The sequence below is a fragment of the Campylobacter sp. IFREMER_LSEM_CL2256 genome (assembly GCF_025771645.1).
In the GTDB taxonomy this organism is placed as follows: domain Bacteria; phylum Campylobacterota; class Campylobacteria; order Campylobacterales; family Campylobacteraceae; genus Campylobacter_D.
On sequence record NZ_JAKMQQ010000006.1, the window covers coordinates 108,746 to 124,052 of the forward strand.

Sequence of the window (15,307 nt, forward strand, 5' to 3'; positions counted from 1 at the left end):
AAAAATCAAAAGGAGAGAAAATGAAAAAAATATTATTATTTTTTAGCATAATTTTATTTTTAAGTGCTTGCACTGGTAATCAAAAAACTTATTATATTTCTATGCCAAATTTTAAAAGTACTTTTGAAGAACACAACAACACAAATGCTAATAGCCCTAAAGTCAAAATCAATGATGTAGAAATTATAAAAAATACTTTTTATAGTTCATATTTTGAGCAATCTACCCTAAATCAAAGAATTAATAAAAGCTTAGAATTACTCAAAAAACAACTTTTAGAAGATAGCAAAGCATTGCTTCAAAGTAAGGGATATATTATAGATAATGAAAATCCTGATTATGCTTTTAATATAGTTATCAATGCTAGTTTATATGAAGATAAGGTTACGAGAAATTCAAGTCTTGGAGGCGATAGTGTGGAATCTTCTTTTATGATTATTTTAGAAGCTCAAAGTCATTTAAATAATTTACACCAAGAAGATACTTTCCAAAGTACAACAAGCTCAGCAAAATTAAACGATCCTATTATTTTAAATTATCCTATAAAAGGACAAGCAAGCATAGAAAGTTTTAGAGAAGTATATAGTGCTGTTCCAACCCAAGTTAATGAAAGTCTTGCAGCAAGTGCTTTAGAAATTGATAAAGTTTTTGTTGCTTTTTATAAAGAAATCGCATCTAGTTTAAAAACGAGTATAAAAGAAATCAAAGAAGAACCAAAAACACAAGAAAGATCAGAAGTTCAAGATGTAAAACAAGATGATAAAAAAGAAGAAAAAGCTACTCCTTATCAAAATAATGAAGTAATCATTTTTGAATAGCTTGTGCGTAAAACACTTTGATCTTAAATTTAAGATTAATGTGTTTTTCTTCGGATTTAAACTCTACAGGAGTGCTAATTTCTATTAAATTTTTATATCTTTGCAAATCATTTAAAAAAGAATAAAAAGCCTGAGGATTTTTCATCTTTACATTAGCTCCAAATTGGTATTTTAAATACTCTTGCTCTTTTTTAATAGGAATAAGATTGATTTTAACATCATCAAAGTAATTTTTCATAAATTCCAATAATTCTTTTTGTGAAAATTCTGCATTGATTTGAGCTAAATTTTGCGCATTCACCTTTTGAAACTCATCAATAACTTTTTCTAAAGCTTGCAACTCGTTTATTGCTTTAGTGTTTTGAATTTGCTGGGTTGCTAATCTTGAATGTTCGATTTTATAATCTTTCAAAAAAGGCACGATTAAAAATAAAATCAAAATCGCACAAAGTGCTACAAATGAAAAAGAATAAATCAAGATTTTTAATACATCAGCTTCTTCTAAGCTCTTATCGTTTTTGCTCATACATTTCCTCTGGTATAGTGATATTTACACTTACAAAGCGATACCACCCATTTTCTAATTGATAATAACTTGTTTGAGAATTGGAAAAAATACTTCTTAATGGAGCCTCTAATAATAATGCAAACATTTCTTTAGTAGGTGTAATACCTCTTAAAATAAGTGATCTATCTTCCATTAAAACCTCATCTAAAGATATGTTTTTAGGCACTAGAGTAAAAAGATTTTGAATACTTTTTAATAAAACTTTATTTTTGCCATTTTCTTGCTCTTGCTCTAAATCTCCCAAAATTAACTCTGCTTTATCATTTTGTCTTACTAATTCTTGATATTTAAGCTTATTAGCATTAATTTGTGCGATAATTTGAGCTAATTCTTCTTTTTTATTATCAAGTTGCACAGACGCATAATAGCTTTTAAAAACAACCACAATAAATACTACAAAAATCAAAGCAACACTAATACTAGTAAAATAAATCCAAATTCTAGTAAAAAGATTAAAAACAGGTTTTATCTTAGGTTTGATTAGACTATATCTCATAGTTTTAAGTCCTTCACCATAAGTTCATTCATCAAATTTAAAGTATCTACAAGCTCTACTTTAGGTTTTATAAAAAGCTCATTTTCTAAATAATCAAGCGAGGTTGGGCTAAAACTTTCCTCATCAAAAATCACAATTTCTTCTAAAAAACTATTATCATACAAAGGATTTTGATAAAATTCTTTTACACTTGAGATGATGTATTCTATCATTTTCATATCTGAGCTAAAATTTTCTAAAGACTCGATAGGAAGCTCTTCTTTTTCTTCATCTAATTCCTCAAGTTTATCAAGCTCTTGACTCATTTCTTCTAAACTTTTTAAATCATAATTTTGCTCATTTTCTTCTTCTTGATTTTCATCATCAATTTGTAAATCAAATTCTTCTTTAATATCATCAAAAAAATCATCTTCATTATAATTTTGACTAGCTATATTAAAATAACTTCCAAATAATATAGCTTCATTTTTACAAATTAACATCGCAACAAAATCATGGTATCTATATACATAAAGGCCTATTTTTTCTTCAAAACCTCTATTTGCCATACAATGATAAAGCAAAGAAAAAGGCGAATAAAGTAAATCTAAACCGCCAAAAGCCTCATAATCTTGCTCATATGAGCTTAAAGAATGATTAGATGCATACAATAAACCATTATTAAAAGAAATACACTTAACACTACTTGCATCGACACCAAAATTAGAAAGATCTTTAAAATTTGAGCTTGGCACAACGCCTTGAGCAATAGGAGTAAAAAAAGTACATATATAATAAATTTGAAAATCTTTAGTTAAATTTTTTACATATTCTATGGCTTTTTCTTTATCTTCAAAGCTTTTTTCAAAAGTATCCACAGCTTGAGATTTTTTCCAAGTATGACATCTTATAATGTATTGTTTTTCATCATAGCAAATACAAACTAAAAGTTGTAAAATATACTTTCTAAAAAAAGATAACATAGTGTTTATCCTTTGTCTATTTGACTTATCATATCAAATTTTTCTTTTATCAATACTTTAGCTTCTTCTAAATTTAAATTTTGTATTTTAATTTCTTCACTTAGTCTATAGGTAATCTTAGAAAAAGGTTTAGGTAAGATCATTTTATCCCAGCTTTTAAATTCCCAAAAAGAACTTGCTTCATAATTTAGCAAAAAAAGTGGAGTATTTTTTTTCAAAGCTATCATCACAGAACCATCTGAAACACTATGATAAGGTCCTCTTGGCCCATCTGGAGTGATAATCACATCATCGCCTTGATCTAAGATTTTAAAAGATTGTTTTAATAAAGCTAAAGCACCTTTGCTTGTACTACCTCTTAAAGTATCCAAACCAAAAAAGGCAATATTTCTAGCAATGATTTCTCCATCTTTATGGTGTGAAATCATCACATAAGCCTTTTTTCCTTTAATACCCATTTTACGATAGGCAAAAGGCATTAGAGCAAGACGCCCATGCCAAAAAAGTATCACACATGATCTTTTTGGAAGCTTTTGCCCTAAATAAACCTTTTTACAAGTTAAAAAAATCAGCCATTGTAATAAAAAAATTCCAAAAGCTAAAAGATTAATCTTAAAGGATTTCGCCATTTAACACCATACGCCTAGGATTGGTGATTTTTACTTTTTTCATTTGTCCTAATAACTCTTCACTACCTTTAACTTGAATCAAAAAGTTATTATCACTTCTACCTGCCACAAAGCCTTCACTTCTTAATTCTTCAAATAAAACTTCAAATTCTTTATCTTTTTGCTTTGCAACAATTTCATCTAAAATTTCTGTATGTCTAGCTTGTAAAATACTCAAGCGTTTTGAAGCTATATCATCAGAAATTTGATTTTGCATAGTCGCAGCTTTAGTTAGTGGTCTTTTAGAGTATTTAAAAGAAAACATTTGCTCAAAACGCACTTTTTCAAGTACATCCATAGTATCTTCAAAATCTTTATCACTCTCGCCTGGAAAAGCTACAATCACATCAGTAGAAATACTCACATCTTTGCACATAGAACGAAGTTTCAAGGCTCTATCTAAATACCACTCTTTAGTATAACCGCGTTTCATAGCCTTTAAAATTTCACTTGAGCCACTTTGTAAAGGCATATGCATAGACTTACAAACTTTAGGATTTTTAGAAAAAACCTCTAAAAATCTATCATCCATATGCAATGGATGTGGACTTGTAAAACGGATACGCTCTAGACCTTCAATTTCACTTAACTTTTCTAAAAGATCTGAAAAATTAATCTTTTCATGTGCATTAGAAAATCTTTTACCATAATTATTAACATTTTGTCCTAGCAAAAAAATCTCTTTAGCACCTTTAGAAACAGCTTTTAATGCTTCATTTTTAATAATCTCAAAAGGTATAGAAATCTCATCTCCTCTTGTATGAGGCACTATACAATAAGTACAATGCTTATCGCAACCTATGGAGATATTAATATAGGTTTTATAAAGGCTATTTCTAAAATCTGCAAAAGCATAGTTACTCTCATCAAAATCTATATCATTACCTAAAAATTTTGGAGTATTTACAGCCTTTGTGATTTTAGAAACATTCCTAGCACCCAAAACAAAATCTACATTTGGAGCACGCTTAAAAATCTCATCTCCCAAATGTGAGGCAGTGCAACCACAAACTCCTATTTTAGCGCCATTTTTTTTGATTTTTTCAAAACTTCCAACTTCTGAAAAAAGCTTATGCACAGGCTTTTCACGTACTGAGCAAGTATTGATTAAAATCAAATCTGCTTCTTTTGCGTCTTGAGTTAATTCGTAATTTTCTTTTTCTTTAAGTTCGGCTATCATATGCTCTGAATCACGCACATTCATAGCACAACCTAAAGTTTGTATAAAAAGTTTTTTACTCAAAGAATGTGTACCTCATACATAAAATCTGTATCATCTAAACCATATTTGATTGTTCTATGATAAACACATTTTCCTTTTTTTTCAAAATGCTCTACTAAAGCGATTAATTGCTTATGTGCATTGTCTTTATCAAAATAGAAAAATTTTTGACCTTCTTTATCTACAGCCTTTTCAATACTTTCTAAACTTATACTTTTTGGCTTTTCATCAACAGAGGTTCTTGCTATTTTTAAATCCATATCATCATCCTCAAGTTTTTTTAATCTGAAATTATAGCAAATTTTACTTTTAATTAAACTTATTAAAGATATAATTTTATTCTTCAAACTTTTAAAATCCAAAATTAAGGTTGTATTGTCATTATGGAAAAAATCACAGATATAATTGAATCCATTGCTAATGAGAAAAATTTACAAATAGAAGATGTAAGAGAAAGAGTTAAAAAAGCGCTTATTAATACTGCTAAGAAAATTTATGGTGATAAGTATGAATTTTTTGTTGATTCAGGTAAAAATTTACAACTTTATCAAAAAATCATCGTAGTAGCTGATAATGATGAAAGATTAGAAAATGAAAATGAGCATTTTATCGCCTTAAGTAAAGCAAGGGCTGAAGCTAAAGATGTAGAAATTGGCGATGAGCTAACTTATGAGTGTTCTTTGGAAAATTTAGGTCGTACTGCTGTAAATATCTTACATAAAGAATTAGAATATAACATTCAAAAACTCTTAGAAGAAAAAATCTATGAAAAATACCAAAAAATGGTAGGACATATGGTTTTTGGTAGCGTGGTAAGAGTAGATAGTGAAGAAAATACTTATGTAGAAATTGATGAGTTTCGTGCATATTTACCTAGAAAAAATCGTATCAAAGGTGAAAAATTTAAAGTTGGCGATGTGATTAAAGCTGTTATTAGACATGTATATATTGATAAATCAGGTATGAGAATGGAACTTAGTAGAACTAGCCCTAAATTTTTAGAAGCTTTATTAAAAGCTGAAGTTCCTGAAATCAAAGATGGTCTTATAAATATTTATGCAAGTGCAAGAATTCCAGGCGAGAGAGCAAAAATCATCTTGCAAACTAATAGTCCAAGCGTTGATGCAGTAGGAGCAACTGTGGGTATAAAAGGAGTTAGAATCAATGCCGTAAGCAAAGAATTAAAAAATGAAAATATTGACTGCATTGAGTATTCTAATGAAATGGCAATTTTAATCACAAGAAGCTTAGCTCCAGCTATTATAAACTCAGTTAGTATCGAAGATAAAAAGACTATTGTAACGCTAAATAGCGAGCAAAAAAGTAAAGCCATAGGAAAAAGTGGTATTAATATACGCTTAGCTAGTATGCTTCTTGGATATGAGATAGAGCTTAATGAAGTAAATAATGAAGATAAAACTAATAACCAAGAAGAAGCATTTAAAAATCTTAAAGCTTTATTTGGAGAAAATTAAAGTTGCTTACCGACTGTTTGTTCGGTAAGTTTTTTCTTTAAAACCAAATCCACAACCTCTTGCTCTCTTTTATTTGCCTTTTGGCAGTGATTTTTGTCAAAAAAATCTGTGATTTTAATAACTATTTTAGCCCATCTTTTATCACGTTCTCTCCAAGCATGAGATGATAAAGACTCCCAAGCATAACCATTAAACAAAGTAGCATTGACAAAATGATCAAGTGCTCTCACACCTTGTCTAACCCTAGCAGGATTGCCAAAAGTACCCACTATAACAATAAAAAGATAACTAATCACCGCTAAAGGAACGATAGCACAAAGTAGTATGGTTCCTGCTAATTTTTCTTTCATTTTTGCCTTTTTATAAATCTTATATTCATACCGTTAGCTGATCTTATAGTTAGTCTTCCTACTATATCAGGCACGAAATTTTCTTCTAATTCTAACTTATAAGTCCTTAAAATATTAGCTAAAATCAAAACAGCCTCTTGCATAGCAAAGCCCTGCCCTATACACACACGCTCTCCCATACCAAAAGGCATATAAGTGTCTTTTTTAATCTTGCTTTTATCTTCATGGCGACTTGGATCAAACTCATGTGGATTTTCCCAAAAACTATCATGTCTGTGGATAAGCCATGGAGCTACCACTACGCCTGAACCTTTTTTGATAAGCTTATCTCTCATTTTGTTATCATTTCTTGCTTCTCTAGCGAAAAAACCAACTGGCGGATAAAGTCTTAAACTTTCTTTAAACACATTTGTAAGATATTTCATCGCTCTAACATGTTCTATTTTAAACTCCTCATCACCTGCAACTTGCATGATTTCTTCATAGGCTTTTTGTTGTTCTTTTGGAGAAATACTTAAAATATATAGTGTCCAAGTTAGCGAGCTTGCAGTGGTTTCATGACCTGCTAAGAAAAGCATGGCAACTTGGTCTAAAATTTCATTAAAAGAAAATCTCTCATTAGTATCTGCATCTACCACCATAAGTAATGATGATAAAATATCTTCATATTTTCCTTGATCATTTACAGCATTATCATATCTTGGTTTTATAATATCTGATAAAACCTTGCGTATAACTCCACCTGCTTTAAGTCTTTTTCTCTCGCCCAAAAGATTTGAAAGCCAAGTTGGGAAACGAAACATTCTTCGCATAGCTGTTTTAACTGTTTCTTCTTGCACAGTTACAAAAGCATCCAAAACAAGTTTGCCTTTTTGCTCATCAAGTTTTGATGACATGATAGTTCTAAAAATCACATCTGCAGTCACAAAAGTCATAGCTTCATCTACTTCTATAATCGCTTTATCTTCATACTTTGCAAATCTTGCCATCATATCAGAAGCTGCTTCACTCATCAAATTAAAAACCTTAGAAATTCTCGTCATTTCAAAAGAAGGTCTTAAAAGTTCTCTTTGCTTTTCCCATACTCTATCATTAGTTGTAAAAATGCTTATGCCCAAAAGTGGCTCTAAAAGCTCATGTAAAAGTTGGCTTTTTGGGTATTCTCTAACCTCATCCACCATAATGCGTCTAACTTCTTTTGGATCATTTACTACATATAGATCAAATCCAGGCATTTTTACTCTGCCCATCATCATTTTATAGCTTCGCTCATAAAGTCCATCAAGCCATGATCTTCTTTTTAGTAAAAAAGTGGTTAATGTAGAAGCTTTATTTTTGTAAGGCTTTGGATGAAAAGGACACTGACCCATGTTTTTCTCCTATTTGATTTTTTCTTCTAGTTTATTTTTACCTATGATAAATTCAAAAAAGTTATATACTCCTTGAATTTGTGTAGCAAATAAATATAAAAAATGTGCTTTATATTTGTCTTTTTTGATTTTTTTATAATCTTTATTTTTATATAAGGTATGAAATTTAGCCGAAAGGTATTTTGGACTAAATTGTGCTTTTACTCTGCTTGTGCGTATAAAATCAACTTGTGCAAAACAAGCCCCATCTATAATAGAGGTAAAATCATACCATATTAAATTCTTACTTCCTAAATACTCTAAGTCTTTTCTAAACTCAAAAGATCTTTTTTGATAGCTTACCAAAGGTATACACTCGCCTAAAGTTAAAACCTTTAAATTTTCAAAAGAAACATTTTCTTTTTCACATTTTCTAAGCACTTTTGCTAAAACATTTATACAAAGCACTGTTCCTACGCTATGTGCGCTTAAGATAATCTCATAATTTTTATCTTTTACATTTTCTTTTAGTTTTTCAAAAATAACTCTAGCAAAATCATCCATTCTTAACTCAAGCTCACCTTGAGAATTTTTCTCCCAGTTTGCACAAAAAGAACAAATTCTAGCTATCCAAAAAACAGCTAATTTCTTACCTAATTTATAAAACATTTTTGGTAAAAACACTAATGATAAAATAAAAGCTAAAATTCCCAAAACAATATGAAAATTTTGCAAATACAACAAACTTCCAAAAGCACAAGCTAAAGTAAAAATCAAACTCAAAAGTACATAAAAAAATGGATAATAACCTGTGATAAGTTGGTGCGGGGATTCTTTACCGAATTTTAAAAAAAGTCCTGTGATGGTATAAATTCTAAAAAAACTATAACAATCACTCAAAGCATCTTTTATACCTTCTGACCAATTTTTTTTGACTATATCATTCCAGCTTAAAAAGGTGTAAGAAGTACTTGTATGCGGGGTTTGAATTTGCCAAAAAGCATATGCATTAACTTGAGCTTTTGATAAAGTATAATCATAATTTAAAAGTATATTTTGCTCGGCTAAATTTTTTTTAAACATAGCATAATAATGCCTATATCCTCTAGGATCATAACCAGCTATATAAAAAACATCTCTTTTTTGACACAATTTATCCATTAAAATCCCAAATAAACTCAAAAATGAATTTAAAAATATAGCTAAAGTTGTTATCTTTGTCAAATGCTTATTTAAAGGTAAAATGAGGTGTTTTTACTCTGAAATTATTCATTAAAAAATATTTTATAAAATAAATAAAAATTTATAAACAAGAAAGAACTTATGAATGTAATCTTACTAGGTGGTAGCAATAGTGTAGTTAAAAATGGTCTTAGGATAGGTCTTGAAAATAAAGACATTACATTACATAATTACGCTTTAGGACTTAGTACTTCTTTACAAAATCTTTATGAGTTAATACGCCATAAAAATACTATAAATAAAAGTGATTACATCATCAGCGAATCAAATATCAATGATTATTTAAGCCCTATGAGTTTAAATATTATACTTAGAAATATTGATTATTTTTACGAAGAACTTTACAAAGCAAACAAAATTACCATAGTACTTATACTCCCCATACCAGCTTGTAATGATAAATCAAAAGCTATTAATGAAGCTCATAGGAAAAATTGTGCTTATTATGGTTTTAATCTAATCGATGTAGACTTTTACTACCAAAAAAATAATCTTTATGATTTTGATCAAAACTATAAATTCCACCCTATGCCACTAGCTATGCAAGAGCTTGGTAAAAACATCATTAAAAATTTACATAGCTTTAAAAAATCCAAAGAAAATATCATTTGCTCAAAAAGAAAATTTCATATCTTTACGCCCTCAAATTTAACTAAAATAGAGCATAAAAACTCATTTTTTTGTGAAAAAACTACAAAAATTAAAGCTAATGAAAAAATCATTTTTCCAAAAGAGTTAACAAACTATCAAATCTTAGGCATGCACGCTTGGAATCACACTAACTCATCAACCCATGCTATATCATCTATAAGTATTGAAAACTCATCTTTTAAATTAGTAAAAAATTTTGGACTTATCAATGCTTTTCAAGATATACAAAATGAAAAAGCAATTTGTGATGAGCAAACCTTTTTGTATGTCAATACACAAGTTATCAAGCAAAGTGAAGAAAGTTCAGGCTTAAGCATAGCAAATGAAAAAACACCAAGGCTTGATTATGTGGACTTAATAGGAATTTTACTTTTAGAAAATGATAATGATAAAAAGATTGAATGTAAAAATTATCTTATAAATACCCATGATTCTTTAATACCACCTATAGCATTTTATAAAGAATTAGCACTAGAATACTATGAACTAAAAAAACTTGATATGCAAACTTTTTTACAAAGTCAAAATCATAATCTTTTGCGTTTTTTAAATCACAAAGGTTTAAAAAACGAATATGAGATATTTATCCATCAAAACAATAAACTTTATGGAGCTAGCTTAAGGATAAAAGAAAGACTAAGCTATAAGCTTGGGGAAGCTATCATGAAAAATAGTAAAAGTTATTTAGATTGCCTTAAAATACCTTTTGAACTAAGAAAAATCAAAAAAGAGCATTTTAAAAATCAAAAAAATCAAAAAAATCTACCGCCACTAAAAGCTTATGTAGACTATAAACATGCTCAAATAGCCAAAACACACTTGCCTTATCTTTTAGGTAATGCACTTTTACAAGCTTCAAGAACCCCTTTTAAAATAGGCTATTTAAGCTTACCTTTTAAGCTAAAAAAGATTGCAAAAAATTATAAAAAGAAAATTTAATCTAAACTAGTATTTTTGAAAAAATTCCCATTAACTTGGGTTTTATATATCACATAATTTCTAAATTTAGCATGTAAAACCGCATCAGGTTTATACGCTCTGCATTCTTTCCAAAAAGTATGCAAGCTTTTTTGATAAGTCAAACCTTCAATATCATAAAAAGCTTTACCCATAACCTTTAAAGGACTATTGTGATATAAAGCAGAAAGTCCTACTGTACTATTTATGACTATAGTACCTCTTGTATTGATTAAAAGTGTAGGTAAATGCAAATCGTGCACATATAAAATTCTACCCTCGACATTGTATTTTAAGCTCAAATCTTCTATAAGTTTAGTATAGTCCCTATAGCCACGATCCATAGGATGATGCTTAAAAACTAGATAAGACTTTGCTTTGGCATGATTAGCAAAAGAGATGATCACCTCTTCTATAAATTTTTCTGTAGTTTTTTTATAATGATGAGATAGTTGAGTGTCATTATGCACTTGCAAAATAGCTAAAAAATACTTTTGTTTTAGAGAAAGAATTTTTTCATTTAAACTTTTTTCTGTGATTTTGTATTTGTTTTTTCTATATACCGAGCAAAGCCAAGGTAAAAAGTCAAATAATTTTAAACTTCTATGGTGTAAAGAATTATTAAAATACCAAGAAAATAAAAAAGCAAAAAGCCAATATAAAAACGAAGCAAAGGCCATATTTCTAAAAGTACTTGAGAAAGTTTTAAATTTAAAATCTTTATCAAATTTTTTCTGACTTAGATAAAACTCTTTTTCTCTTGGTAAAGTGGAGTTTGCATTCACTCCATCTTTTTCAAAAGTAATAAAATTTGGTCTTATATAACCTTCTTCAAAAATCCATACTTCAATACCCATTTGTTTAGCAACACTAATGGCGATTTCATGCACTTTTCTACAATCATTATACATCAAGATAGCTTGAATTTGTTTTTCTTCAAAAAGCTTTTTATAAAAGTCTTCAAGCTCGGCTAAACTTTTAGTGTAATTAATGCTTTTAAAAGGGTAAAATAAAAAATCCCCTCCATTAAAATTTACTTTATAAACCTTAGCTTTTGGAATTTTTGTAGCGATTTTACGAAAAAATCCTCCTACGGGTCCTTGGAGCAATAAAACATTTTTACCAGAAAATTTTTTTAACTTTTTACTTAAATTCATCTAATCAAAATAAATTCTATCAATCTTCTTATTTTTCTTAATATATAAATTCTTATATCTATAAACCAACGCAAATAAAATTTAGAAAAATAATCTTTTTGCATTTTTAACATTATATCTAATGCAAGCTCAACTTCACATAAATTTTTATTTTTTGGATGGATGTATCTTGGATAAAGGATCAAAACTCCCGCGACCAACTCTTCTAAACTAAGCACTCTTGTACGTCTTGGGATTTCATGCAAATCGCTTGTCAAACCCCAGCCTGCATAAAAAGGCTTACCATACACTACTACTTTTTTACCACGCAAAAGAGCATCAAAACCACTTGTGGAGGTTATAGTGTGGACTTCATCACTTGCATTGATAGCACTATCTATACTGACATTTTCTATAATCTCATCACAGTATTTTAAAATAATGTTTTTATCTTTTAAACCCTTACGGTTACCGCTTAAAACATCAGGGTGAGGTTTAAAAACTATAAAGGCGTTTTCATTGGCCTTTCTTACACTTTGTAAAAGTTTTAAGGTATCATAACCTGCACCACCTAAAATCATAGAAGCATCATCTTCTACTTGAGCAGGGATTAAGATGATTTTTTTATTGGTATTAAAATTTAATGTTTCATGCTTTAAGCCATTATACTTTGAAAATTTATTTTGTGTAATGGTAGTAATGAGTTTTTTAGCTCTTTGTTTTAAACTCTCATCAAAAATGTGATTTTGCAAAATATCTTCTAAATCGCTTGGTTTACTTGGATCTACATACAAGCCTTTACTATCTACTATCAAAGAAAAAGGGCGTGTAAGATCTGAGCCTAAAAAAACGGAGCGTAAAAAGCCATCTTCTACTAAGAAAATTGTATTTTTAAAATCTTTAGCTAGTAAAGTTTTATCATGCTTTTTACCCCAAATGAAAATTTTATCTTCAAGATTTAAATTCGCTTTATAGAGTTCATCTAATGAGTTTAAAAAAATGATTTTATTATTTTTAGCTTTAAAAAAAGGTCTTACAAACTCTCTTTTCCATTTAGAAAAACCTAAAAAATACAAAGTATTTGAATTAGCTTGTTCTGTCTTTTTATACTTTGCTAAAGTATGAATAGTATCAAAAATATCACTTTTTTGATTTAAGTAAGGATTAAAATATTCACTATATAAAATATAAGTAGCATAAAAAACCTCTTCCAAAGTTCTTTTTTTAAGCCTTCTTTTACACGCTTGCTTATCTTGAGTTAAACCCCAGCCTGCATAAAATGGCATACCATAACACACACATTCTCGCCCTAACATTAAAGCTTCAAAGCCCATACCAGAAGTCTTAGTGTAAACTTTTTTAAAATGACTTAGCAATTCTATGGGATTATAATTTTCTTTTATAATTACACATTTGTTTGGCAAATCTTGCACATCAAAATCACTTTGCTTTTTACCACTTAATACATCAGGATGAATTTTAATGTATATTTTAGCATTTGGATTTTCTTTAATAGCATCATTTATGATATCTTGAGTTGAGAAATTATCAGCTAAGCCAAATTTTAATGAAGCATCATTTGCTACTTGAGTGATGATTAATGCGCGTTCTTCGTTGACGTCAAAAAGCTCTTTTGGCACGCAAAAATTATTATTATACTTGCTAAGTTTTTCTGTTTTTATAAGCTCTATAGCTTTTTTTGCTTGCTTTAGCTCTTTAGAGCTAAACTCATAAGTATTTAAAATATTTTCAAGTTTAGATGGTGCAGTTGCATCGTAATAAATTCCCGCATCATCTTTGACGATAGAAAAACTCGGACTTTTTTCTACACCTAAATTTAATGAGCGCAAAAAGCCATCCTCTAGCAAAATCAAAGAACCATTAAATTTTTTATATAAAAAAGAAGCCCATCTGCCAGTACGTTTTCTTCCCCATCCTATGAAGTTTTTTTTGTAAAATATTTGAATAAAATTGTTTATATAAAAACAATAACCATTTAGCATTTTTTTATACCTATAGCATCTATAATTTGTTCTAATCTTTGCTTCCACGTATGATTTTTTGCGATAAATTCCGCTCCTTTTTTCAAACTTATCTTATCATCTTCATTTAAACCATCTTTTTTAAACCTATATAGCAAATCTTTTAATTCTTCCTCGGTTTGAAATGAATAGCAATAGTCTTTGAAATATTTTTCAACAGCTGGCGTATGATTAGTAATAGCTACACCTCCACAAGCTATAATCTCTATAAGTCTTCTTGAAAACATGGTAGGGGAATTTTCTATAGTATTAACATTTAAAGAAATTAGATATTTTTTATATATTTCTGCAGTTTTTTCATACTCAACTGAAGGATAAATTTGTATACCTTTAAAATTTGGATATCTATAATTTATAGATTTTCTATTTGAATTTCTATCATAAACATCAAGGTTATTTATCTTGGATGATAATTTAAACATCATATCTTGATAAAATCTTCTTTTTTCATGTATATGCTTTGAATAACTTCCAACAAAATTAGCCTTAGTGGATATAAAATTAAATCCAGTAAAATTATGAAATTTGGATTGAACAGCAAAAGGTAAAACACCTACATAAGAATTTTTTCCTACATAAGATTTATATTTTGATATACAATTTTCATCAACAGTAAATATAAAATCAAACAATTTTGCACTATTGATAAATCTATCAAAATGCACATAATCTTCTTTATTCCAAAATACCGTAGGAATATCTAACATTTTTGCAAAATTAACAAGCTTTTGTAATTTTTTGTTATTTCTCTTTGGATAATCAGGATATGAAGCAATTTTATATTTCCATTTATTTTTAAAACCATGCCAAGCTGACTCAACAAATAAAAAATCAGGTTTCCAAAAATAAAATATAAACTTATAATTCAATGGAGTTATATTTTTTATAATTACTCCATCCTCTACTTTTAAAGAAGCATAGGTTAATTCATCAGCAATTAAGGCAATTTTTAACATACTATTCACACATAAGCATTAAAATATTTTTTAATATAAATTATATACTATAATTCTTAATCTTCCTTTTTAACTCCCTAATCTTAAACCATAGCTTAACATATCCTCCCTTATACCAAGTTTTATTAGCTTGTATAAGAGCCTCTCCTAGTTTATAAGAAAGATGATTTTTAAGTTTTAAGGCTTCTTGATAATCAAGATAAGATTCTAAAGGAGGTAATTTTAAAGAAGGATCTTTTTTTATTTTTTCTTGATAGATTTTTTGTTCTTGTTTATGTTTATCTTTTATATAAGATAAAACAAAAGGCATTCTTATATAACCTAATATAGATTTTGAATTTACTATCATGGCTTGACCTAGTTTATAAGAGAGTTGGTTTTGAATTCTTGTTTTGGCCGAACCGTGTTTAGAATA

General features: G+C 28.6%; 15 protein-coding genes and 1 pseudogene. 3 read left to right on the forward strand and 13 right to left on the reverse strand.

Annotation, left to right across the window (positions count from 1 at the left end; translation table 11 throughout):
* Positions 1–20 precede the first annotated feature (20 nt).
* Positions 21–818 (forward strand): membrane lipoprotein lipid attachment site-containing protein, encoded by a 798-nt coding sequence (locus L8U00_RS04375; protein ID WP_263708630.1) that lies wholly within the window; start codon positions 21–23, stop codon positions 816–818.
* On the opposite strand, the gene L8U00_RS04380 is transcribed toward L8U00_RS04375, so the two are convergent.
* Genes L8U00_RS04380 through L8U00_RS04405 form a run of 6 tightly spaced genes read right to left on the reverse strand, consistent with a single transcriptional unit; the run spans position 805 to position 4,994 of the window.
* Positions 805–1,344: a hypothetical protein gene (locus L8U00_RS04380; RefSeq protein WP_263682682.1), complete on the reverse strand. Its 540-nt coding sequence runs from the start codon at positions 1,342–1,344 to the stop codon at positions 805–807. The two genes, L8U00_RS04375 and L8U00_RS04380, sit on opposite strands and share 14 nt — an antisense overlap.
* Positions 1,328–1,882, reverse strand: a complete 555-nt coding sequence (locus L8U00_RS04385; protein WP_039627963.1) for a hypothetical protein — start codon at positions 1,880–1,882, stop codon at positions 1,328–1,330. The genes L8U00_RS04380 and L8U00_RS04385 overlap by 17 nt, the downstream gene beginning before the upstream one ends.
* Positions 1,879–2,844, reverse strand: a complete 966-nt coding sequence (locus L8U00_RS04390; protein ID WP_263708631.1) for a hypothetical protein — start codon at positions 2,842–2,844, stop codon at positions 1,879–1,881. The genes L8U00_RS04385 and L8U00_RS04390 overlap by 4 nt, the downstream gene beginning before the upstream one ends.
* 5 nt (positions 2,845–2,849) lie before the next feature.
* The gene (locus L8U00_RS04395; protein WP_263708632.1) at positions 2,850–3,473 is read right to left on the reverse strand and encodes a lysophospholipid acyltransferase family protein; all 624 of its coding nucleotides are present in this window, start codon (positions 3,471–3,473) and stop codon (positions 2,850–2,852) included.
* Complete coding sequence (gene miaB / locus L8U00_RS04400) at positions 3,457–4,755, reverse strand: tRNA (N6-isopentenyl adenosine(37)-C2)-methylthiotransferase MiaB (protein ID WP_263708633.1); 1,299 nt, start codon at positions 4,753–4,755, stop codon at positions 3,457–3,459. Before miaB ends, L8U00_RS04395 begins: the two co-directional genes overlap by 17 nt.
* A complete protein-coding gene (locus L8U00_RS04405; RefSeq protein WP_039617566.1) occupies positions 4,752–4,994 on the reverse strand; it encodes an HP0268 family nuclease in 243 nt (80 codons plus the stop codon). Before L8U00_RS04405 ends, miaB begins: the two co-directional genes overlap by 4 nt.
* Before the next feature lie 123 nt (positions 4,995–5,117).
* Between L8U00_RS04405 and nusA the strand changes: the two genes are divergently transcribed.
* Positions 5,118–6,209: a transcription termination factor NusA gene (gene nusA / locus L8U00_RS04410; RefSeq protein ID WP_263708634.1), complete on the forward strand. Its 1,092-nt coding sequence runs from the start codon at positions 5,118–5,120 to the stop codon at positions 6,207–6,209.
* Here the strand turns inward: nusA and L8U00_RS04415 are convergent.
* Genes L8U00_RS04415 through L8U00_RS04425 form a run of 3 tightly spaced genes read right to left on the reverse strand, consistent with a single transcriptional unit; the run spans position 6,206 to position 9,069 of the window.
* On the reverse strand, positions 6,206–6,559 hold the full coding sequence (locus L8U00_RS04415) for a membrane protein (protein ID WP_039625388.1): 354 nt from the start codon (positions 6,557–6,559) through the stop codon (positions 6,206–6,208). The two genes, nusA and L8U00_RS04415, sit on opposite strands and share 4 nt — an antisense overlap.
* The gene (locus tag L8U00_RS04420) at positions 6,556–7,929 is read right to left on the reverse strand and encodes a cytochrome P450 (protein WP_263708635.1); all 1,374 of its coding nucleotides are present in this window, start codon (positions 7,927–7,929) and stop codon (positions 6,556–6,558) included. The genes L8U00_RS04415 and L8U00_RS04420 overlap by 4 nt, the downstream gene beginning before the upstream one ends.
* A 9-nt stretch (positions 7,930–7,938) precedes the next feature.
* Complete coding sequence (locus L8U00_RS04425; RefSeq protein ID WP_263708636.1) at positions 7,939–9,069, reverse strand: DUF829 domain-containing protein; 1,131 nt, start codon at positions 9,067–9,069, stop codon at positions 7,939–7,941.
* Positions 9,070–9,231: 162 nt separating this feature from the next.
* On the opposite strand from L8U00_RS04425, the gene L8U00_RS04430 reads away from it, so the two are divergent.
* Positions 9,232–10,740 carry an SGNH/GDSL hydrolase family protein gene (locus tag L8U00_RS04430; protein WP_263708637.1) on the forward strand — a complete coding sequence of 503 codons (1,509 nt, stop codon included), beginning with the start codon at positions 9,232–9,234 and terminating at the stop codon, positions 10,738–10,740.
* Here the strand turns inward: L8U00_RS04430 and L8U00_RS04435 are convergent.
* The 4 genes and pseudogenes from L8U00_RS04435 to L8U00_RS04450 form a co-directional block, all read right to left on the reverse strand.
* Positions 10,737–11,915, reverse strand: coding sequence for a capsule biosynthesis protein (locus tag L8U00_RS04435; RefSeq protein WP_263708638.1), 1,179 nt, complete (start codon positions 11,913–11,915; stop codon positions 10,737–10,739). The genes L8U00_RS04430 and L8U00_RS04435 overlap by 4 nt on opposite strands.
* Positions 11,912–13,897: a capsular polysaccharide biosynthesis protein gene (locus tag L8U00_RS04440; RefSeq protein ID WP_263708639.1), complete on the reverse strand. Its 1,986-nt coding sequence runs from the start codon at positions 13,895–13,897 to the stop codon at positions 11,912–11,914. The genes L8U00_RS04435 and L8U00_RS04440 overlap by 4 nt, the downstream gene beginning before the upstream one ends.
* Positions 13,891–14,892 carry a glycosyltransferase gene (locus L8U00_RS04445; protein ID WP_263708640.1) on the reverse strand — a complete coding sequence of 334 codons (1,002 nt, stop codon included), beginning with the start codon at positions 14,890–14,892 and terminating at the stop codon, positions 13,891–13,893. The genes L8U00_RS04440 and L8U00_RS04445 overlap by 7 nt, the downstream gene beginning before the upstream one ends.
* 40 nt (positions 14,893–14,932) lie before the next feature.
* A pseudogene (locus tag L8U00_RS04450) lies at positions 14,933–15,307 on the reverse strand (hypothetical protein); the annotation flags it as partial.